The organism is Legionella massiliensis (assembly GCF_000756815.1).
Taxonomy (GTDB): domain Bacteria; phylum Pseudomonadota; class Gammaproteobacteria; order Legionellales; family Legionellaceae; genus Tatlockia; species Tatlockia massiliensis.
Genome location: NZ_CCVW01000001.1, coordinates 1,248,387 through 1,271,077 on the forward strand (window position 1 = coordinate 1,248,387; position 22,691 = coordinate 1,271,077).

Genomic DNA, 22,691 nt, shown 5'->3' on the forward strand with positions numbered 1-22,691 from the left:
TATTAAATGTTCCGTATTACAAATAAAAAAATTTTAACTAAATTATTTGTTCTCACTCTGCTTAACGGTATCAGCTGTACTTACGCAGAAACGATGCCAACCAAAATGACTTTTTACAATCAACTCGTTGCTAGTAATTACCAATGACCTGTCACAAAATAGGTCCTATTAATTAGACAGTCTTTGTTTTAGAAAGTCGCCTACACTTGAATAGTGGAATTTAAATCACTTCGCTCCATTTTTATTCATATTAACTTTGCTTGAGGCGAGCGACATCTCGGGATACTTTGTCCCCCTGGGAAAGAATAGAGATTTCCTGAGCCAGTTATGGATTGCAGAAATGGCGCAAGTTAATCATGGTGTAAGCAATGGTTTTCATGCCGTAATGGTAAGCGCTGTGATGCTCCAAGCGTTTAAACTTGTCTTCCCAGGCAAAGATACGCTCAATTGTACGAAATCGCTCTTTGGGGTATCTATGCCCTGCCTGAAGCCAACCGGTTCAACCGCAAGTAATAACCGATGTTGTGGGGTAATTTGCAGCATCATTATCCCATGAAATCCAGCATCAGTTTGGATGCCATATGTATAGGTAATGCATTAATTTTCAGAATACTGCCGCAAGGTCGATGAAGTCCAACACTAGGACTAGCGGGAGCATTTGAACAGAAACTAACGGTTTTACTAATTTGAGTTATTCAGGAGTTCTCAGTGCTTTCAGACATGCATCAAGCCCTGGACGACCGTCCTGTTTGCCGGATGCATGATCTTGGTAAATATGATTTTCTTCAATGCCTTCCGCCATAAGTGCATCAATCTGTAAGTCCAACACTTGGCTTCCTGCATGTAAATTGTGTTCCATAATGCCAAGGAGTTGATCACCAAACCCAATGCACCAAGCTGATCTTCCTGACCTTCCTTATATCGTTTCCGGATTTCACCGCGTTGCCCGTGGCGGCACCGTCAAGTTAAGAGCTATTTATCGGGTGGTAATTCGCATTTGCCCCAGTTATGTAATTAAACCCTATAGAGGATTTTCCCGCCTGATATTTAAATTTTTGCGTCAGAGCGCAAGTTCCGGAGCGATAGGCCTAAAAGAGCCCTACATTAGAACCAGAATAAGGTATATTTTTTCGTATCAAATCGCTTCTCAAAAGATTCTCCGATTCTTTTGTTGTTAGCGAGTGAGGGTTAGACCAAAATGAATTTTTGTTTAGAATTTTTGATGGATGATGTATGACTAAAATTTTATTCTTTAAACCTCCGTCCTCTGGAGGTAATTCTTTTGCTTTTCTTTTTTCTGAAGGGGGTTTTACAAAAATTTCTGGAGGATGAAATTTCATAGAATAGACATCATGCCATCCTATATCATATTTGAAGAACACCTCAGGAGCGCGAGATTCGGAAAGTTGACTCGTCGACATATAAACATCGCTGGCTTTCATCCAATAATAATTTCCCCATTGACTAACTATGAAGCATAGCTCATTTTCCTTACTAAAAAAATATCCTGCAACCACTGCTGCATGCTCACGATTACCCGATAAATTAGTTGGTTCTCCGTCTTTATCGATATCAATAAAAATAATAGGCGCCTCATCGTTTCCTATAGATGAAATAATCCTCGCTACATAATTTGCAAATTTATCTTCCCTATAAATGCTAGAGTTTACGAACCCATTATCTTTTGCGATGGAGGCCAAAATTTTTGCACTATATACTTCCCCCACTTGTGAGTCATATTTTTCTTTAGCATGCTGACGCAGAGAATAGGTAAATTCACCTTTATTTTTTCTAAGAGGCAATGGCTTTGGCATTCCTCTGAATTGATTTAAAGAATTCATGACAACACTTAAAGCATTTAATTTGCATACTTGTCCGTGTTGTATTTGTGGAATAATGGGTAAACCAAACTTGCAAAAAAGTCCCGATTCTTTTTTTAGAACTTTTGTTTCTAGGAAGTGAGAAAAATCTGTAATAAGTGGCATGGACAAGACTGTAAAAATAAAATTCATATTTAATTAAATTTAGCTACATTGTCAAGTTGTAAGTGATAGGGGGTAACTTTGGGTTTATCCTCCTGAAACTCATACTATAAGGGGTAGTGACCGGGTAGCTGCGATAACCGCCAACTTTTAAGCGGCAACTTCAATGGGTAATCTCGTATTCATATCCAGTTCAAATACCCCATAGGGATTCACATGAGAGTAGATTAACGGCGTCAATGCCCTGAGATCTTCCAATTTCATTCGTGACAACCAGTTTGGCTCGTTAAGCACCTGCTGAATCATCAAGGTGTTAACGTATACCAGGGAGATTTGCAACAAATGCAGTGCCAGCACCGATAACTCCTGAGCCTCAAGTCGATTAGTCGCGACTTCACCACCTTTGCCATAAAAGATGAATGAATTTGCGCTGTTCCAGTTTTCTACGACATTCAGCCCTTCGTGGATCTCCTGACGAAGTTCTTCAGAATCAATGTATCGGCACAGGAAAATGGTTTTGACCATTTTGCCCAATTCGGCAAGCGCCTTGTACGTGGGATGTTGAATGTTATTTCGCGTAAAACGGCGCAGTATAGCTTCTGGATCGGAGGTGCCTTGCTTGAGCGCGGTCGCATATTTGATCATCTCATCATATTGTTGGATGATTAGTTCCCAGTTAATAGGACGTGTCAGTATCGACTCCAGATTTGGGTAATCACCAAATTTATAGTCCCCGGGCCGATAGAGTTTTTGGCTGGCTATCGCCTTAAGGCGTGGCAACAAATCAAACCCTAGCAAATGGGAGAAAGCAAAAGCGACCTCACTTTGGCCGTGACTATCAACATACTGCCGGTCAATCTCCATGTCAGTGCAGTGACGCAAAACACCTTCGATCATGGCAGCCACCTCCGACGAGGAACAGCGTTTTAGCTGCGAGTAGATGCAGGTCGATTTTTTTCCACATGCCAGTAAATCATGACGCCACGGCTACCATATCGAATGTGCCATTCAGTCATCAGGTTTTGATCCCAGGAGCCAAATTTCTTGGAATCTGAGGGACAGGAGGTCGTGCCCTCTCCCCATATCGATGGGGTACGAGCAGTAAAAATCGCATTGGCAACCTGTTCAATAGCATTGGTAAAGCAGCTTTGTGAATAAAATGGCGACGCACATTGAGCAGTTCTTTGTGGCTGATCCCATGGCGACTACCGCTGATCCGTTTCAATCCCGTGTTGGTTCCCATGCCATAGAGGCATAGCAAGATCCGCTGCTGTAAACTTTGGCGGTCAAGGTTTTCTCGGTTTGCTACGGTCTTGAAATGGTTGCTAAACCCAATCCGCAAGTCGGCTTCTTTCAACACATCGAGCAAGCTGGTCATAGGCCATCGACCGGTAATCTCACGTTTCAGGTAAGCCAGATTCATTGGCTCTTGTTGCGGAGTGAGTGGCGTAATGGATATCCGGTTTTTACCCTGAGATAAGATCCGCACCTTGCGATTTTTCGGTATCTCTCGATTAAGTAATTCCAGTGCTGAACCCATTTCGCTACGTAGTTGTTCAACAAAAGCCATTGTGTTTGTAGTCTGACCGAGATCTTGATAATAGTTTTCACGATTGGCTTCGAAGTCTAGTGGAAGATCGTCATCAAGGTTCCGATAACGGTCGGCATCCGCGACCCAAATCTCCTTGAAGGATTTCATCGCCAAATACGTAAATACACAAAAAACAAAGGGGCCTTTACCAGTGAAAACGCGCTTATTAAGCTTATTTATTGTGCCTGCCAAAAAGTAATGGAAAAATGGAATCAACCCATGCACAATTGGGCCTTAATTATCTCTCAGCTATAAATATTTTTTGAAGGACGTTTGAACTGGGAGTTAAGTTAATTTTTCTTAGCTGACACAGTTAGATGAATACTCTCATATATTTGGCGTTTTTGCGTCACAGCGCGAGTTCCGGAGCCCTAGGCCTATTAATAAAACTATGGATAAATTTTTAGGGAATTAAAAATGAATTTAGATAAAAAAAATTGGATTAGTATTTTAATCAGTACGGTAATAACTGCAAATGGAATAGGGGAGGTATTCGCTGAACCTCTTTTTGTCGGCCCGGAAGTTATTTACGCAGCTAGTAGTTATGCCCCAAGTGGGAGCAATCGATACATCTACATGTTTAATATTGATCCCCAAACTGGATTATTAACACCGCTTACAGAACCGGTTATCAATACCAATGGCATAGGTCTTTTGACAATAGACCCTTCAGGAAATTTTTTATATGGATCAGGGTGGGATAAAGACCTAAAAGGATACGCATTAGGTGCATCTCCTATTGATCAGTCAAATTTTTCATTAACTTCATTTACCTTCATGCAAAACCCAGGAAATACGCCGGGTTCATTAGCCTTTACTCCCTCAGGTCAATATGCTTATATAGGGAATTACAACAATAAAAATGGTACAGCTGGTACCATTACTGCCTATAGGGTAAATGATGCAACTGGTATGTTAGAGTTGCTACCTGATAATTACATTGTCGCCGCTGGCAACAATGTACAGAATCCCATTGTCGATCCTCAAGGTAAATTCGTATACATACCTAATTCTGGCGATAATACCATTGGCGTATATCAAATTAATTACAATGTAATGGACGGCCCATTAGGGTCTTTAAAGAACATTCAAACCATACCAAGTACGAATAATAATGTTCCACCGTACGGTGCGAAGTGGCCAATGTCACTTATCTTTGCGAGTGGTGGACAATTTGCTTATGTTCGAAATCTTTATGCCCACCCTAATCTTTCCAGCACTATTGCTTCTTTTAAAGTAGACCCAGCAACAGGCTTATTAACTTATCTTCAAGAAGTCCCAACTGGACAAAATCCTGCTAATATGATTTTGTCTCCGGACAATAGATTTCTCTATGTAATATGTGCCGGTGCTATTTATAGCTATCAAATTGACCCAGTCCAAGGAACTTTATTAGCTCAGACTCCACTTAATGTTGGAGGAGTTGATGAGGACAGGCCAGTTAATTTCAGTATGTCTCCTGATGGAAGAAATCTCTATGTCCCTACAACTGCCGGCAATATTTATATGATAGGTATAGCTAATGATGGTACATTAAGCTTACTTACCCCTGCTTCAGTGCAAGGAGGTATGGGAATCATTGATAGAATGATTTTTAGCCAAAATGGGCAATTTGGGTATGCTGTTAACGGTTATGCTTACCCAAATACTGAGCACTGCAGCCAAAATGAAGAGAATTCTATTGCCATGTTTAAACGTGAGATAGAAGGCGATAATTTTGGTCTATTAACTCCTGTAATCAATCCCCAAACCAATACTAATACAGTTCCGGTGGGACAATGCACCTATAGCCTTACTGTATCTAGCTGTTGGATAAATGGTAATTGTCTGGCATATGGTTAACAATAAATATTTTAGGCTAATAGAATCAATTGCCCAGATATCTCTATCTGGGCTTATTGACGTGGTCAACCAAAATGTTACACCCCAGTTAAGCAACTTTCATTAAAAAATCACTCTGTTTTTCAAATTGATTTGGGCTTAAATATCCTAAATAAGAATGCAATCTGTGGCTGTTATAGAACATGGTGATGTAATTCAAAATGTCCTGTTGGGCTTCCCATCGAGTTTGATAATTTCGCCATTGAACTCGCTCTTGCTTTAAACGACCAAAGAAACTTTCAATAACACTATTATCCCAGCAGTCTCCTCTTTTACTCATACTGCCAATATAACCTTTACTCGCTAATAAGTTACGGTATTGGTAACTTGCGTACTGACTTCCTCTATCTGAATGAATAACGAGTCCTGCTGATGGCTTTCGCTGCCAAATAGCCCTATTCAGAGCATCACAGACTAATGTTGCTTTCATTCGAGAGCCCATACTCCAACCCACTATTTTTCTTGAAAATAAATCCATTACAACCGCTAAATAAAGCCAGCCTTCCTGAGTCCAGACATAAGCAATGTCGGATACATAAGCTTTATTTGCTTCTTTAACATCAAACTGTCTATTTAAAACGTTTTCATAAACCGGTTGTTTATGATTGCTATTTGTTGTCACTTTATATTTCTTGCGATAACGAACAAAAACTTGCGCCTCTTTCATTAAACTTTGAGTTCGTCTTTGACCTACTGGATAACCATGAAGCTGGAAAACATTTTTTGCTAAATCTATTCCTAATACTTTAATATTATTCATTATGGATCCTCCACTTTTTTGAATGAAACTAAACACTCTCATTCTGGCTCTTTATGAAGCCTCGTTAAAGTGGCAGGGTCCATACTATTACGTCAGACAGAAGAGGAACCGCCGTATGAAAAACGGAGAAACTTACCAAAACCTCCACTTTAAATCTCATCAGGTCTATAGCTCATCTGAAAAAAATGAAGGCTACAGTTATCCATTATGACCTAAGGTTAGGCCCTCTGTTGTAGCAACGGATATTGAGAATAAAGACTGATATATGAGATTATTTAATTAGTAATATTCTATCTTCGATAAAGCATACCACTATGAATTTATATTCTTATTTTATGACACAGTCTGGGTTACAAATGATTAAAAACGCCCACTATTTTCAAGCTTATGAACGGCATTTGCAGCATTTGGTGAATAGACCTGTATTGTTATTTGAGATTGGCACAGGAGAAGGTGGTTCTTCTTTAATGTGGAAACAGTATTTTGGTCCATTGGCACGCATAGTAACTATAGATATCCGTGAGTGTCGAAAAAAATTGGATAACAGTCAGGTTTTTGTTCGTATTGGGGATCAAAGTGATGAGCAATTTTTAAGTGGTCTGCTCGATGAATTTGGTAGCCCCGATGTAGTAATAGATGACGGGAGTCATCACATGGACGATGTTAATCGATCATTTACTTATTTGTATCCACGGATGACACGTGATGGCATCTACATCGTCGAGGATTTGAATACAGCGTATTGGGAAGAGTTTGGCGGCGGTGTAAAATCGCCAGGTTCTTTTATTGAACGTTGTAAAACGCTCATTGATGAACTAAACGCTATGCATACAAGAAATCAAGTAGCTGTAACTGACTTTAGTAAAAGCACTTCATCCATACATTTTTATAATATGTTAATTGTATTTGAACGAGCCCCCTATCAGAATACGGAGCTTTTGCAATTACCGCTCTCTGCTTTGCCTTAACAGCATAAAAACGAAACGTAAGGTCACCCCCATCCCGAAATCCCGCGGTCAAGCCCATAGGTATCTACACAAATGTCCCTCCTTGTCTCAACATTACGTCATCCAGAGCGCAGCGAAGGATCTCCTGAATGTGGCATCGTGCTAATCCCGGAGATCCTTCGCTGCGCTCTGGATGACGTGCGTCTATTACAGTCACTTGTTTAGATACCTATAGGTCAAGCCGCGGGAATTCAATACTGGGGTGGGGACTGGCCTATTACAACGAACTACCCTTAAACTTGTATTTGATGATTACTGTAGGACGCACTTCTCCTCGTCTTTTGGTTTAGGAGCAGGTTTAGGGGCGGGTTTTGGTAACTTTTTGAAAATTCCAGGGTTTTCACAATAAATCGTATATGATCTTTGATAAAATTGCCTATCATTTGTTCCCAGGTGCACCCCGACTGCTTTGCTAAAGAACAAGGGATACATTATTTTTGCATTCTCCTCCGAGTGACAATCAATAGCCACCGCCTCCTTGTGGGGAGTGAATACACCAGCTGCATGAAAGCTAGTGTTTGAACCCTCTCGTTTGCCAATGCTAATAGTATTTTTATCATGTTTCACGGTTCGAAGAGGATGTTTTGGCTTCTCTTCGCTTACTTTTAAATGCTCTGGAATTGCTGCAAAAGCACGTTGAGCCTCCTCCTCACTAGGATAAATAAAACAGAGACCAGAGTCAGAAACATAACGCTCTTTGGGTTGAGGATAAGAATTATCTATAGAAGTATACTGGGCTCTTAGTTTCTCAATGTTTTTAAAATCTATCTCTATGAATTTTAGCATTAACACATTTCTTAATTCTTTGGGAAAAGTTGCTATTATTGGATTCTCATCCTTCATCAAGAAATAGAAAGCAAAAAGATATTGCAACCTCAGATATCTTGTATTATTGACTTGAATTGTTTCCCAAACCTCATTTCTAACGATTGGATTATCAAGACTTTTTGATTCCATAGAAAACACTTCTAGCTGCGGGCATTCATCCAGTAATTTAAGAATAGGGGCTTTATCGTTAATTCCGTTATGAGAAAGGTCAAGTTCTTTTAAATTTCTTAAGTATCTACAAGCCTTCATGATTGCAATACAAGCATCACTACCCATACCAAAGTTTCCAAATACAGCTAAATTAGTCAGTCCTAATTGACGGTTTTTCCTTAGTGCTTGAGCGATTGCAAGACCACCTGTCTCATTAATCCTATTCTCCCTTAACTGAAGGACCTCTAATTTGGTGTTTATTGCCAATCCCTGTGCAAAAAGCTCTGCCTCACCACTTACCATGTTACAGCTAGCAATACGTAAGTAGGATAAATTAGTATTTTGCCTTAATAGATCGGATAAACTTTGCCAATCTTCTTTAGACATCTCGACATGATCTAAATTGATTCTTACTATTCTTTGATTAGTTTTTAGTGCTGTAAATAGAAGATTGCCAGAAATATCATCTAATTTATGCCAAGATAAAGCCAATGATTTAATACTCTCGTTGCTGCAAAGCGCCTTTGAAATTTTGTTTAGACTTTCCTTAGTTATGGTTACATCGCTGAAGTTGAGCTCTTGCATGCCCTCTAATTCTCCAGACAGTTTCTCTTCATCTAAATCTAAAATAGTAGATGTGTCACTTTCATAGGTTCCGCTTATTGGAAATGGATTGTCTCTGAGAAATCTACTTTTCATAAATTTTGCTCCTAAAATAATTGGACAATAACAATCTAAATAGATTGCTTACTCGTAAAATTTCTGTGAGAGAGGATAGTTTCTAAAGATTAACGAGAAATTAAGTTGACTACGTATTGGTGCAGTTATCCAGAGATTGATATTGGGGTCAGCCCCCGATATTCCTCGTAGCCTGGATGCAGCGCAGCGCTGAGAGATCCTGACATTTTTTTAATTAAAGTATCATTTAGATACCTATGTGAACATTAATCAGTTACTTTGACTTATATGTGTGTCGTTCCCGCCTACGCGGGAATGACACACAAAAGAACAGAAAGAACTTATATGGCACATGCTTTCTGTTTAAAAAAATGCCAGGATTCCTCAGAGCGCAGCGAAATCCGGGAGCAGTGGTCAGACTTCCCGGATTTCGCTGCGCTGCATCCAAACCACATTCAATTAAGAAAAGGTTGCTCTGTTTTCCATATTAATTTCTGGGTCCTCTTTTCTAAGGTTTTGCATGAATTCCTTACCTGCTCTTGCCTTCTCAGGTGCAAACACGACTTGATTTTTAAGATTCCTATCGATTGGCTGACCTATCTGCACGTCAGATGCGAAGCGGGTGAGGTCATTTAAATCAATACTAAATTGACCATTAGAGCTTGATGTCAGGATTAGGGAGCCATATTGTTCTAAGTATTTTGCGCCGCCTTCGCCCCAGGGGTTAGCCAGCGTTATAATTTTGCTATTCTTTCCAAGCTGATTCGTCTCTTCTCGACAGCCGATGATTGTATAGGCATGCTGTGCATGTAGCCCTTGTGCTTCATCTATCTCATAAAAGGCATTATGATTTTCTGTATTCCCCATTCCACAAGTTACAGGGCAATTCCTCTCTAGTGATCCTTTGATTTTATCAAAGAGTTGATTTTGGTAGGTTGAGTATATTCCTGTTCCTGTGCTTGCGGCGACAACAGCCTTTGTTGCCAGATTTGATTTGGGTAAAATCAGGTCAGTATAATTTTTTAGAATGGATTTTATAGCTGGATTTCCATCAAAATGACTTTCGTTAAACCTTAAAAGTTCATTGATAGTGCGAGTATAACTGGCGGCATCAAATTGCTGCCCTGATGGATTATCTCTGATTTCTTTAAATTTTAAATATTCATTGATAGTGCGAATAAAATTTGTATCAAATTGCTGTCCTATTGGAGGGGTGGTGATTTCTTTAAGTTTTTCTACAATTTGTTTCTCTGTTAAATTCTTAAATAGTTCTTGCCCTGCTGGATGGTTTTTGATTTCCTCGAGTCTGGATTGATTAACTGTTTTAATCTTAGCTAAAAAGTCAAACCACAGGTTCAAATTTGCGGGATCTTTATTAAATACCTTTTCAACCATTTCTAACACCATTGGATTTACATCTAACTCTACTAAGGTATTTTTCAAATTTTCGAAAAATTTGTCATTATTTCCGTCTGTCCTCAAACATTGCATTCTGACAGTAGTTACCATGTTGTCGTCATTCCAAGGAGTGACTATTCTTCGCTCGATCAGTTGGGTTGTAGCCGCTTGCCCAGTGAGTACTTTTAACGCTTGCTCAATACTTCCTCCTTTACCATAGATAGCACGGAAGGATGGATAGGTTTCCTTACTATTTGAACCATAACCTAAACCGGCATAGGCTTTTTCAATCATATGCACCCAAGGTTGGTGGTGATGAACTGTACTATTTCCAGAATCTCGTTTATGAAACTCAGACATACCTACTTTACAAATTAGAGGTTGGTTAGTTTTTGGATCGAACAGCCTGACATAGGCAGTATCTCCTTCCTGTTTAATCATGCTCATAATTAACTCTGGCCCACCTTCTCGACTCATAATTCCATTTAGCGCAGCTAAGAGAAAGCAATCACCAAATTCACTGCCTTGTTGGATATCATTAATACTTGGTTTTTTTACAAACAAATTTTCTTTCTTGGTTAGTTTGAATCCATTAATTAATTTGACATGATCCTTTTTGATGTATCCTTCTTTTATTATTTTTATGCCTTTACCACTTTCTGGTAAATCAGAATTCATTCCCTCATTATCAACCTCATAAAGAGCTACGTGTACGTAACCGGTATCAACAAGTTGTCCTTTCTCATTTTTTACATGATAGGGACGTGATAATACAGGATGACCTTTTTCAAGAAGACGTTCGGGTTCACCTTTACATACATACTTATTGTTTTTAAGTTCTGGAGGCGCATCGAAGAGCGCGATTTGTTTTCCGGGAGTCAAGCGGCTAACTTCAGCTTCAACACCAACTGTTGCACTGATAATCTTATCAGTGCTTTTTATTTCTAAAAGCCCTTGTGCGGGATTAACAGTTTCTTTGCGTGATATTTTACTAAACATGATAGCCTCGATTTTTAAGATCAAACTGGTCTCTTATTGATCAGTATATCGGTGGCTGGTTAAGGAAAAGTGAGTTCGCTAGTAGTATTTGGAATAGGGGGTATGCTTTTGTTCATACCTTGCTAAGCTAAGGCCTACTATATTAAAAATTGTTAATTAAGATGACAAATTTCACTAAAAATAAATTTTTTGGTTGAATGAATCAGGCCATCCACTTAAAATTTCACGTCCTCTTCTGCAGGAATCGACTTAGAACGGCATCAACAAAAATTAAGGATAATTATGCGATCAAAGAATACCTCTATTAGCAAAGCTCGCGTTGCTATTGATATTGGGGGGACATTTACCGATTTAGTTGCATTTGTTGAATATGAAGATGGCCAAAGGGAAACGCTCACCTGCAAAACGGATTCTACTCCAGAGGATTTTTCAAGAGGTTTTTTTAATGCTATTGAAAGTGTTGGCTTAGATTTCTCTAAAATTGAATGCCTTGTCCATGGTACAACAATTGGTATTAATACTATTTTACAGCGAAAGGGAGCTAAGGTAGGTTTTATTACCACGGAAGGATTTAAAGATATCATTCATATGGGCAGAGGCGAGCGGCCAGAGTTTTTTAATCTCAATTTTCAAAAACCTGAGTCCTTTGTGGAGCGCCACCTCTGTTTTGAAATTAAAGAACGAATTAATGCCAATGGAAAGGTTGTTAGCCCCGTTAAGCTGGATCAAATTCCTCAGATTCTCAACTATTTTCGTCAGGAAGGTGTTGAGGCAATCGCTATTTGTACTTTGCATTCCTATGCTAATCCGACACATGAAAGAGCAATCGCTGATGAAATAAAAAAACTCTGGCCTACTATTCCGGTGGTTGCCTCAACGGATATTAGTAAAGAGCTTCGCGAATATGAAAGAAGCAATACCGCCGTAATGTCCGCTTATATTAAACCCGTTATTGAGCAATACCTTGACCAGCTATTGATAAAACTAAAGGAGCGACAATTCAAGGGTAATTTTTATATTATGAAATCGAATGCCGGCATTGAGACCGTTGAAGGGATAAAAAACTGCCCGATTCAGATTGTCGAATCAGGACCCGCAGCTGGTTTTATTGCTGCAGGTCAATTTGGCAAAAAAGTCATGGGGATCGATGTAGGAGGCACCTCATTCAAAGTCGCAGTAATCGTTGATGGAAAACCCGAAATTAAATCACTCTATGAGATTGGACGTAATGAAACCTCGCCAGGCTATCCCTTACAAATGCCCGTCGTTGATTTGTCTGAAATCGGTAATGGTGGCGGATCAATTGCTTGGGTTAACGATTACGGGCATCTATTGGTTGGGCCGATGAGCGCAGGTGCACAACCCGGTCCAGCAGCCTATGGAAAAGGAGGTTTGGCTCCTACGGTAACCGATGCCTGTCTGGTCTTAGGTTGGATTAATCCCGAAAAATTTGCTGATGGCACAAAAACAGCAGATCTTGAGGCAGCCCACAGAGCGCTTAATACCCTGGCAGCTAAACTGGGATATGAACAAATTGATCATAATAGCAGTCGAGAAATCGCTAAAAATATAATAATGATCTCACAGAATAATATGCTGCAAGCCTTAAAATCGGTTTCGGTCAGCCGTGGCTATGATCCAAGAGAGTTCGCCTTGGTTCCCTACGGTGGCGGGGGAGGGATGCATGCAGGTCGATTAGCCCAGTTTTTAGGCATGACTAAGATAGTTATTCCTCCGCACTCAGAAGTGTTTTCCGCTGATGGCATGTTGGGCAGTGATTTACGGCGTGATTACTCACAAACGGTTATAGCATCCTTAGCTAGTGAAAATTTTGCAGACTTATTAGCAGAGAGTTTTCATCAACTTGAATTAAAAGCAAAGAAATCTTTTGCAAAAGAGCTTAATAACCCTGAAGTAAATCTAAGTTATTTTGCTTGTTTGCAGTATGAAGGGCAGGGACATTCCGTAGAAATTCCTTTAGGAAAGAATGAATTTAATCGCCAAGCAATAGAGGCTATTTTTAGCGAGCAACATCGCAAAGCCTTTACTTTCAGCCTCGATAATTCACCCATTGATTTGGTTAAAATACGTATCGAAGCTACGGTAAAGATCCTCGAGTTAAATCAACAAAAACTCCAGGCCGAGGAGTCAACATCATCTAATACTAATAAAAAACGCATGATCGATTTCGTTGAAGATGGTTACTGCGAAGCTACTGTTTACGACGGAAGTCAGTTTAAACCGGGTATGAAATTTTCAGGTCCTGCCGTTATTGAAAATCAAGGTGGTACTTTTTTAGTTCTTCCAGGAATGACAGGCTGTGTCGATGAATTTGGCCAAATCAATATGGATGTTGCGCCCTTGATGAAGGATCAACAGGTTCTACGAAAAAATGAATTGATTACCCAAGAAATTATTCAACATTCCATTGTGAGTATTACCCAGCAAATGTTTAGCCAGGTTATTCGAACGGCCATGAGTCCTATTATTTATGAAGTCCTTGATATGAGCACAGGGCTTACTGATGCCCAGGGAAATTTGATTAGCTCAGGTGCTGGTATGCCGGGGTTTACTGTCTTACTCGATTTTCCAGTGAAGGCCGTTATTAAGGCGCTAGGCGGTACCTTGAAAAGAGGCGATATTATTGCCGTTAATGATCCTTATCATGGTGGAGTAACACATCGTTCGGATTTAGTTCTGGTGATGCCTATTTTTGATGATCATGATCAACTAATCGCTTTTTCCGTGGTGATCGCCCATCAAAATGATATTGGCGGCATTGCCCATGGAAGTTTGTCTCCTGAAGCAAAGCATATCGATGATGAGGGCTTCTTTGTTCCTCCTACCAAGCTTTATTCTGAAAATATTCGTAATGAGGAGTTCTTCAATAAGTTCGTAGATGCAAGCCGGATGAAAGATAATTTGAAGGGCGATATTATGGCTGCTGTGGCAGCAGTCCGAAAAGGAGAACAGGCGACGCTCGAATTAGTAAGAAAATACAGTAGCCCTGTGTTTTTAGAGGCCTTAGACGCCTACCAAAAATATGGCGAGGAAATTACTCGAGCTAATCTTAAAAAACTACCTCAAGGACGATTTGAATTTTCAGAATTACAAGATGATAAGCAAACCTTTAATGCGGTCATCACGATTAGCCCTGAAGAAATGATTATCGATTTACGCGACAATCCCAAGCAATCGACAGGCCCTTTTAATTTAAGTGAAGATGCTGCAATTGTTGCTGCGCGAACTATTTTAGCCTCGGTGACCTCTGCTGCCGTCTGCAATGAAGGAGCCTTTCGTTGCCTTAAGGTCTTAACTACCAAAGCAACCATTTTTAATCCTAACTATCCTGCGCCCCAAGGTTTTTATTTTGAAACCTGGGTCGTACTGCATAGCTTACTTCAGCAAACCCTGGCCAAAGCAGCAATCAAAAACATCCCTGCGGGCGGATTTTCTTCGATCTGTGGAACCTTGTTTGGCGGGAAGCATGCGGAAACAGGCAAATCCTGGCAAGTCGTTGAACCGCAATCAGGTGGCCATGGTGGATCCGATGGTTTAGACGGTGCCTCAGCAACTCATTCTTTTTTTCATGGAAACACCCAAAATACCTCAAACGAAGTACTTGAAGCACGTAACAACAATATCTTAATTCTTCGCCATTCCTTTAATCCAGAGGAGGGTGGCGAAGGCAAATACTGTGGTGGCAAAGGAATTTGCAAAGAGATTTTGTTTTTATCTGATGAGAATTGGGCTACAGCCTTTTACACCAGGTCAGATGTGAAACCCTGGGGCTTAGCTGATGGTAATCCTGGTTCGAATAACTATATAGAAATTGTCCATGCTGAGAATGGTCAGGTAGAGCATCGTTCCACAGTCACAGAAATTGAATTGAAACGAGGGGATATCCTAAGAATCGTTACTGGAAATGGCGGCGGTTGGGGTAAACCTTGTGAACGGCCACCAGAGCAAATCGAAAAAGATCGCAAGCAAGGTCTTATTAGTGAGAAACAATATTGGCAATTTTTTAAACCTGCAATAGTATCTATTAATTCATCCAATGCTTTGCAAAAGCAGGTTTCACTACAATGAAAGAAGATGATTTTAGATTAAAGATATCTGGCTTAATAGCCAGTTCTGGCTCGAATCAACTATTCTTTGTGAACGGCATGAAGGAGCTATTTGCACAAGGCCTGCCACATTTAACTAAATCATTTTTACTGGCAAGCACTATCCAATCAGTTGTTGAACAACAACCTGAAATATCTAATGAAAACTTATGTGACCTAATCTGTGAACTAGTGAGTTTTCTGGAAGACCCAAAAGAGTGTCTGGAAATAACCACAAAACTTAGACAGACACTTCAGCTTTTAAAAATCTATGATGAACAGGGAATTGCTGCTTATCTGGGAATCAATGTCGTTATTTTTGCCACGAATGAGAATTTTTTTAAAATCTTTAAATTTCGACGAACAGCAAATTATGAACTCTATATCGACCCTAAATATAATCTTAATACCCAATTAGAAATGCTTCAGTTAGATGCGGTTATACCTCATCAATCTAAAAACTGTTGGGTTATTCCTATAGCAGACCCTTCAAGCAGCGGCGAGGTCAAATTAGTCAAAATTTACCCGGCGTGGAGCACCCTGTTGCTTACAAATTCTGGTCAGATTGCCAATCAATTTTATAAGGGCAATGTGAGCGATCAAAGCATGCAAACAAGATTAGATAAAAGAAGAGGAAACACGCAAAAAACCATTGATAATTTTATCAGCGGATTACAGTCAACTGATAAAAAGCAAAAAATACCGGATATCAACAGCCATATTAATATTATTAGAGGGGAAGCAAACAATAATTCAGATCAATTTTCAGTTTTAAACTTACTTGATAGCTTTGCCTTGCTTGTCGAATTAGGTGGTGTGTTACACAAAAAAATTGTTTCTCATTTCAACATTGATGCAAAAACACTTAAATCGAAGAATACAATTTTGGCAACGATATTAGTGCAATTATTTAAGGACGCAATTTGTTCTAATTATCATGACGACCTTAAAGTTACGCTTGAAATTAGCGGCAATGAAGTTGTTTTTTCATTATTGGCAACACCTAATCAATTTTTTTCAGCGCCTAGTGTCTATGACCACAATACCAAGGGCGTTTTTGCGACGCCCAATTATATTAGTAGAATTCAAAAATTAATAAATGGAGTAGATATCGAATTAATACTAAATGGTAGACAAGGGATTACTCTTAAAACAGCTTTAGCCAATATTGAATTACGCGCCGATCATTTTGGCTTATATCCAAATAGTCTGACTGAGAGCGCAACAGTTGATCGAAGCAAAATCGATTTTAAGTCTAAAATACTCAATGTCGATTCTGATAATCCCTTAGAGCCCTCTTTATTTGATCAAACTCGTGGGGAACTATGCGCCTTAATAATTAAATTGGAAATCAGAAAAGAAGAGAGTAAAAAGCCAAGCGCTGAGGAAAGTACACCAGTGCTAATTTTAGAACAACTCGATTCGCTTTCTTCTAAGTTGAAAACGCGAAGTGTCACGCCCCAGAGAAAATTGACAAATAATGTAGAGCCTTTATCGATGCCCTTAAAGAAAGGTCTCCGACGAAATACAGCGACTAGTTTTTTTACATTCACAAGAGAGGAACCCTCTTGTGCATTAAAATCGAATAGCACGTCATTAGATAGTTCTAGCGACCCAGATTTACTTTCAAACTCAGGAACTATCAATAAAGTAACTGCATTAATTAACTCAGTAGTGCCTTATTTGTTAGCTCCCGAAAAATTAGCGGAGTATGCCGCTCTAACCCAGCAGCCTAATAAACCAATATCGCAACTTATTGAGATTCTAAAAACCATCGATCAACAGCTGCAAGAAAACAATACTAATAGAAACTACCATCGAAAATTACATGAACTTATTAGTAGGTTGCTACAAATTTATGTCGATTTTTCAGAGCACAGCCAAGATTTTTTCCATAACGCTCAGCCAAAGGCATTAATCACTGGCCCTCTCATTGGTGCCTGCACTATTGAGCCTGCTCTTGCCTTTCATTTGCTTGGCTTAAGTCCTAGGGGTGAAAGAGTGTGGAGTGAATATCCTGGCGCTTCTCACCCTGTGACTCAAAGACAGGGCATTCATTATAAAGCGGAGAGGAGTTTGGGGACTGATAATGGCTTAGGCACGGGTTTAGAGCAGTTCATTCATACTTTTTTGAAGGAATTCTCGCCACAACATTGGCAATCGATGGTGACCCCGATTACCCCCTTACGGATTTCAAACCTGTTCAAACCCGATCATTCTGAAATTGAACCGCAATATTTAAACGCCAGTCTCTCTGTTCCAGGTGTTACTCTAGCCAATTGGTTAGTCCTTAAAGAATGGACTGAAACTATTGCAAGTCGCGGGGGTAAGGCAAGTCTCTTAAAAGCCGTAAAACAATGGATAACTAAAGAATACTACCGTAGAGATCAAACGGTAGATGATATGATTGAAGAAATTATTAAAAATCATCTAACTATCGATTCGCCAAATCGCTTACGTGATTTTGCTGAGGCCCCGAAGGGAGCTGATCCCTCTGATCGCTTACGAGGGAGTTTTAAACGCATCTTGGCTGATTATGGCGAAGAAAAATGTCGCTTGATTTGTTCCTTTATTCATCATTGGCCTGAGTTGGTTTCTGGCTTTGAACTGTTTGAGGTCGCCAAATGGATACCTAGCTTTAGCAAATTACCCGAATATTTTCTCAATATCCCTCCCGATAAAATTAATTTAATCGTAAAAAATGAAGCTGCCTTAGAAAATGTTGTTAATAAAATTTACGAACAACTCGATAATTTCTGGAAATTACTCAATACGCCCAGTGCCTTATCCTTAGCTCTTGGTTGTTATCTCTTTGGTTTTGAAGATGGTAATGGCGATAATTTTCAAGTTGAAATTATCAAGAAAAAAATAGAGGAAAAGGGTGAGCCCTGGTACATCATTGATGAATGGCGGATTGTATTAATTGACGTTGGTTTACAGGCATTCGAAAACCAAGTTTTGATTGATAAATCAAAGCATCGTGCTGGAATCAAATGTATTTTGTTTCTTTTGGGGCAAATACAGCAATCTATCCTTGCAGATAATATTCAACTCAATGGCTCCTTAGAGCTCTTAATCTTACGCTGCCTTGAAGCCGCTAAAATTCAAAATGACGACTATACAAAATTGCAGCAAATGGAGCTTTTTCATCCACCGAAGAGTGATTTAGGCTTTCCACTTAGGTTACCGGCCAATGCCCTTTCCGAACTCTATATTTCTTTGCAGCAACTCAAAAGCTTTCTAGAAAGTCATCCTAAGGGAACCTGGAAAGATTATTTTAGCTTGAGCTCGCCTTTGCTAGCTAAAGGCTATGAAATTGCCAGGCAACAATACCCTGGCAGCACACTTAAAGCCTATTTGAAAATTTCCAAGACGCCCTTGGAAGATATTTTGCCCAATAAAGAGGCCTTCGTTATTTCTATATCGCAATTAAGAGCCTTAACTCATGAAAGGCCTCATGACTCATCAGAAGAGAAGCCGCGAAACTCACAGTCTTTATTAAGTTTATGGAAACCAAGTTCTAAAAAAACAACTAGTACTAAAAAAACTTGTGAAACCTATGGTGAGGCTTTGGCAATGTGTGTACGCCGCTCACGTATCTATGAAAAGACTGACATGGAACAAGCCCTTTGCGAATTATTAAAGGTGTTCCCCTGGAATGATGGTATTCTTATGACTTATTCCTGGCTAAATATGATAGTAAAAATATACCCGCAACTGTGCTTTTACCAATTGAAGGTAGCAAATTACAGCCTAAGTTCGCAGTTATTGGAATGTGCAGTAGCTAAGGGAAATTCAGAGGTTGCTTTATGGCTCGATAAAAATAATGTCCTAGCTATTACCGACGATTCAAGGAAAACAATAGAAGAGATGCGTCGGGAAGATGATATAAAACAAGATATGCGCTTACATCGATTTGAGTCTGATAGGTCCTTGTCACTAAGAGACCAATTAGAAGTTGAACATATTACCCTCTTGGCCTACCAATCCTGGGAAGAATTTTATGAGGCCTTTAAGCCTCTTGAACCTACAATCAAATTGGCTATTTTAAATAGTTTAAACTGGGCAAGGTTGCCCAAATTAAGTTACCTTGAGCAAAGACAAGCTACTAAAATAGCAAAACTATGTCGTTTTACACGAGTTTTTATCAATGGCGAGTTTCAAAACGAAGACATCTTAGTCCAGATCATTAAAGATTCAGAAATCCAAGAGCTAACGATAGCAAATAGTAAGAGCTTGACTATGGCAAAATTGCGCAAAATTTTGGCTGCCTGTCAAAATAAATTGATCTCTCTAACGCTTCATAATTTATCTAATATTAATGGTTGCTTGGGCAATGAACATTCGGAGGGATTGAGCTTTCCGCTGCTTATTAAATTAGAAGTCATAAAATTACCAGTGCAATCTATTTATATGACGATGCCTCGCTTACGCGAACTTAGCCTAAGCTCTTGTGATGCGCTTACCACCTTTCCAATAAAGAGAAAACCAAAGTTTATTGAAATCAAAGACTGCGACAGGCTAAAAGAAAATACGCTTGAGTCTGAGGAGTCTTCTCTCTATATAACTAGTCCAAACTAAATGATTATCATCTGTTAAAAGAACAGAATGAAACTCTGGTTAAAAGAAGACCATTTGGATTTGGTTGTGACCTATAATTAAATCATGCTGTACCTGAGTTTGTTAGCAAATGGGTCTTACTGTTTATACTTGGAAAAGTGGCTCTAAGGGATGGAGAGGATTTAAGACACCTATTAAATCAACCTTACTAGGCGGAAATGTCGGTCATGCGGCTATTGAGCTAACCTGGCCAGCAAATGAGGACGGCGATGCTCTAGCAGCCAAGTATCAGGATACCAAAGGACTTTCGATTAGCAAAAGAACGGAACTTGTTACTAAAAAGGTGGATGGCCGATATATGGCGGAAGAGAGGGTGGTTTACTTTGCTTATTTCAGTTGGTGGCCTGGTGCAGTGAATGGCCATCATATCAATAACTTTCAGGAAGACAGCTCAGCAGAATGGCGGCATGAACCTGGTGAAAAAATGGCAACGAGGTATCACAGAGGATTTTTTGGTGAAGAGGAAATTCCTTCAGCAAATAAAACGGTAGTCAAAGGAGCTTTAGTAGCTGATAAGGAAATTGTAAAAGTATTTGGAGTAGATCACCCTAGTTTGGTAAAAGATCTTGAAGACGATCTAGCCTACCAGCAATTAATAGCTCGCCAGGAAGAGCTTGTAGCCGAAAATGATCGTCTTGCGGCAAAGGGGAAAATCTTTAGTGAGGAAATTGCTAATGCACAAAGAGAGGGGCGGCCAGTTAATCAAGAGTTAAATCTGACAGAAGATGAATATGCCAGAACGGAGGTGGTTATTAGGGAGATAAATGCTCTTAGGCAACAGATTAATATCTGCAAGCTGGATTTTTCTGAGCGGCATAGAAGCCGGGGACAAGCACCAGAACATGTTGTCAACCTCCCTACAGATAAAGATGGAACAGGTATGGAGTTTACGCTCGATACTGAAAGTATGCTTGAGGAAATGGTTCGGTTAACAGAGAGTACTGACAAATATAGTTTTTGTAGACTTAATTGTTCCACAACCGCAGCTCAGGTGATAAGAGCTGGGGTGGATAATACGCTCCACGTCGCTATGAAAGAAGAAGGATTTAGTGCGTCTAAGCTGACAAAAGACACAATAATAACGCCGGCTTCTTTGCATAAACGAAGTTGCAACTTACAAACCACTTTAACTAATCTTAATAGTGCTCCTAGGTATCATTCTAGCTCTGCTAGTGCTGCTGCAGTCTCACAAAGAGATGAGGACAGGGTAGCACCTACAGAAAGAAAGAGTGGGGCAAAAACAACAAGATTTAAAGAAAAACTGCGAGAATCTGTGGGGGCTGATGAAGATGTAGCTAAGGCGGATTCAGAAATGGGTCTAGGAACCCCAAAATAGACCTCTTAGAAAGTCACATCAATCCCGCTAAAAAGTGCATAACTGCCTTTATTTTGTACGCCGTTTAATCGCTCACTAATAGGAAAACCAGCGCCAAGATAGGCAGAAATATTATTACCCATATTTAATCTTAAGCCAGGCTGTAAATAGATAGAATTACCACCGCTATTTGGATCCTTAATGTGATTGGTTTGGCTTTTAGCTAAGTATTCACCGATAATAACCGAGTTCGGTAGTACTCAGTTCTTTGATTGATTGACCAACTACTTTTCTCTAAAGTACCCGTAGTACTGGTTGTGATCGGTGTACCAATACCAGGCGAAAAATTAACTGAACTTTTCTGTGGTGTATGCGCATAACAAGGTTGTAGGGTTAAAAAACACAAACTAAGAATTATTCTTTTCATTCAGTTTTCCTCTCAAAGAACTAGTCTCATTTTCCCCTTTTCCCCAGACATGGGGAGAGGGTGCCCGATGGGCTGATGAGGGCTGCTGGTTCAAAGTTCTTCCTGATATTTGCCCCCAAGTGAGGGGTTCTTTGCTACATGAATACTCTATTCCAAATTTTCATTTAGACCTAACAGAATTTTGTAAAACAAACTACCAGACATCAGTAAAAAACGAGGCACTTACTACCGGGTTAAGTAGGTATATATCAGAACGTTCGTTTCAAAAAGAATATACAACCAGTTTTGAGATTTTCGGGAAAGAGTTTAACTTTGGGTATTCTCAAGATGAAAAAATTCAAGCAGCAAAGGCTTTAATTCAAGTATTACTTGGTAATAAAACTTTCGATACCTTAGCACCACATCAAGGTGCCTTATCAAATGGTAAATTGGATTCCCTAGTAAGGGGGCAGCCAATCAAGAAATTAATTGATTCTTATCAGCAGCAAAATTTATATACTTCTTCTGGCTATGTCTCAGACCGCTTTAAGCAAGAGATACAGGCTTTGAACACAACACAAGCAACTCACTTAACGATAGGTAGTAATTTCAAATAAGCTATACTGCATTTGCTGGTTAATTTATCAACAAAACAAAGGTTTTCCTCTATTTCCTGAGCTTTCAAGAAATTTTAGTATCGATGAGTTTCACTAGGCATGTAGAGAAAAAGATTTTGGGATCTCAAGGTTTTTTTTATGGAATCAGCTAGCAGAATTTAGTTAGCGCTTTGGATTTTGGAATTTTTTTGCCCAACAACCCCTGTAAATCAATAAAAACAAATATTTATAAATAGCAAAAAAAGTAAATTTTCCTAGCTTTTGGTACGCTATTTTGATAATGTGCCCCATTGTCGCAGGGGTAAGTTTGGCTGAGATATACCCTTATACGAGGCAAAGAAAGCAATCTCAAA

General features: G+C 39.5%; 12 protein-coding genes and 4 pseudogenes. 8 read left to right on the top strand and 8 right to left on the bottom strand.

Features of this window, described 5'->3' with window-relative positions:
• The first annotated feature begins 340 nt into the window (after positions 1 to 340).
• Positions 341 to 556, top strand: a complete 216-nt coding sequence (locus tag BN1094_RS19620) for a hypothetical protein (protein WP_043873278.1) — start codon at positions 341 to 343, stop codon at positions 554 to 556.
• A 135-nt stretch (positions 557 to 691) separates the two neighbouring features.
• On the opposite strand, the gene BN1094_RS19625 is transcribed toward BN1094_RS19620, so the two are convergent.
• The 4 genes and pseudogenes from BN1094_RS19625 to BN1094_RS20085 form a co-directional block, all read right to left on the bottom strand.
• Positions 692 to 829, bottom strand: a complete 138-nt coding sequence (locus BN1094_RS19625) for a recombinase family protein (RefSeq protein WP_342666462.1) — start codon at positions 827 to 829, stop codon at positions 692 to 694.
• A gap of 2 nt (positions 830 to 831) precedes the next feature.
• A pseudogene (locus BN1094_RS20280) lies at positions 832 to 951 on the bottom strand (Tn3 family transposase); the annotation flags it as partial.
• 137 nt (positions 952 to 1,088) lie between these two features.
• Entirely contained in the window at positions 1,089 to 1,985 is an 897-nt protein-coding gene (locus tag BN1094_RS05425; protein WP_245614192.1) for a hypothetical protein, read from the bottom strand.
• A gap of 147 nt (positions 1,986 to 2,132) precedes the next feature.
• Positions 2,133 to 3,669, bottom strand: a pseudogene (locus BN1094_RS20085) (Tn3 family transposase); the annotation flags it as partial.
• Between BN1094_RS20085 and BN1094_RS20090 the strand changes: the two are divergent.
• Together BN1094_RS20090 and BN1094_RS05435 are read left to right on the top strand one after the other, a co-directional pair.
• Positions 3,661 to 3,828: pseudogene (locus tag BN1094_RS20090) on the top strand (IS256 family transposase); the annotation flags it as partial. The pseudogenes BN1094_RS20085 and BN1094_RS20090 sit on opposite strands and share 9 nt — an antisense overlap.
• A gap of 162 nt (positions 3,829 to 3,990) precedes the next feature.
• Positions 3,991 to 5,415, top strand: a complete 1,425-nt coding sequence (locus BN1094_RS05435; protein ID WP_043873280.1) for a lactonase family protein — start codon at positions 3,991 to 3,993, stop codon at positions 5,413 to 5,415.
• Positions 5,416 to 5,503: 88 nt separating this feature from the next.
• Here BN1094_RS05435 and BN1094_RS05440 read toward each other — a convergent pair.
• A pseudogene (locus BN1094_RS05440) lies at positions 5,504 to 6,193 on the bottom strand (IS3 family transposase); the annotation flags it as partial.
• Positions 6,194 to 6,528: 335 nt separating this feature from the next.
• Here BN1094_RS05440 and BN1094_RS05445 point away from each other — a divergent pair.
• A complete protein-coding gene (locus BN1094_RS05445) occupies positions 6,529 to 7,182 on the top strand; it encodes a class I SAM-dependent methyltransferase (RefSeq protein WP_043873281.1) in 654 nt (217 codons plus the stop codon).
• Positions 7,183 to 7,473: 291 nt separating this feature from the next.
• Here the strand turns inward: BN1094_RS05445 and BN1094_RS05450 are convergent, their stop codons facing one another.
• Both BN1094_RS05450 and BN1094_RS05455 read right to left on the bottom strand, forming a co-directional pair.
• On the bottom strand, positions 7,474 to 8,898 hold the full coding sequence (locus BN1094_RS05450) for a leucine-rich repeat domain-containing protein (protein WP_043873282.1): 1,425 nt from the start codon (positions 8,896 to 8,898) through the stop codon (positions 7,474 to 7,476).
• Positions 8,899 to 9,336: 438 nt separating this feature from the next.
• The gene (locus BN1094_RS05455; protein WP_141650427.1) at positions 9,337 to 11,274 is read right to left on the bottom strand and encodes a C2 family cysteine protease; all 1,938 of its coding nucleotides are present in this window, start codon (positions 11,272 to 11,274) and stop codon (positions 9,337 to 9,339) included.
• 282 nt (positions 11,275 to 11,556) lie between these two features.
• On the opposite strand from BN1094_RS05455, the gene BN1094_RS18760 reads away from it, so the two are divergent.
• From BN1094_RS18760 to BN1094_RS05470, 3 genes are all read left to right on the top strand, one after another.
• Complete coding sequence (locus BN1094_RS18760) at positions 11,557 to 15,363, top strand: hydantoinase B/oxoprolinase family protein (protein ID WP_052403149.1); 3,807 nt, start codon at positions 11,557 to 11,559, stop codon at positions 15,361 to 15,363.
• Complete coding sequence (locus BN1094_RS05465) at positions 15,360 to 19,961, top strand: hypothetical protein (protein ID WP_043873283.1); 4,602 nt, start codon at positions 15,360 to 15,362, stop codon at positions 19,959 to 19,961. The genes BN1094_RS18760 and BN1094_RS05465 overlap by 4 nt, the downstream gene beginning before the upstream one ends.
• Before the next feature lie 109 nt (positions 19,962 to 20,070).
• Positions 20,071 to 21,336 (top strand): hypothetical protein, encoded by a 1,266-nt coding sequence (locus BN1094_RS05470; protein ID WP_043873284.1) that lies wholly within the window; start codon positions 20,071 to 20,073, stop codon positions 21,334 to 21,336.
• Between the two features lie 202 nt (positions 21,337 to 21,538).
• Here BN1094_RS05470 and BN1094_RS19635 read toward each other — a convergent pair whose 3' ends face one another.
• A complete protein-coding gene (locus tag BN1094_RS19635) occupies positions 21,539 to 21,742 on the bottom strand; it encodes a hypothetical protein (RefSeq protein WP_141650428.1) in 204 nt (67 codons plus the stop codon).
• 131 nt (positions 21,743 to 21,873) lie between these two features.
• On the opposite strand from BN1094_RS19635, the gene BN1094_RS05475 reads away from it, so the two are divergent.
• Positions 21,874 to 22,338 carry a hypothetical protein gene (locus BN1094_RS05475; protein WP_043873285.1) on the top strand — a complete coding sequence of 155 codons (465 nt, stop codon included), beginning with the start codon at positions 21,874 to 21,876 and terminating at the stop codon, positions 22,336 to 22,338.
• Positions 22,339 to 22,691: the final 353 nt, after the last annotated feature.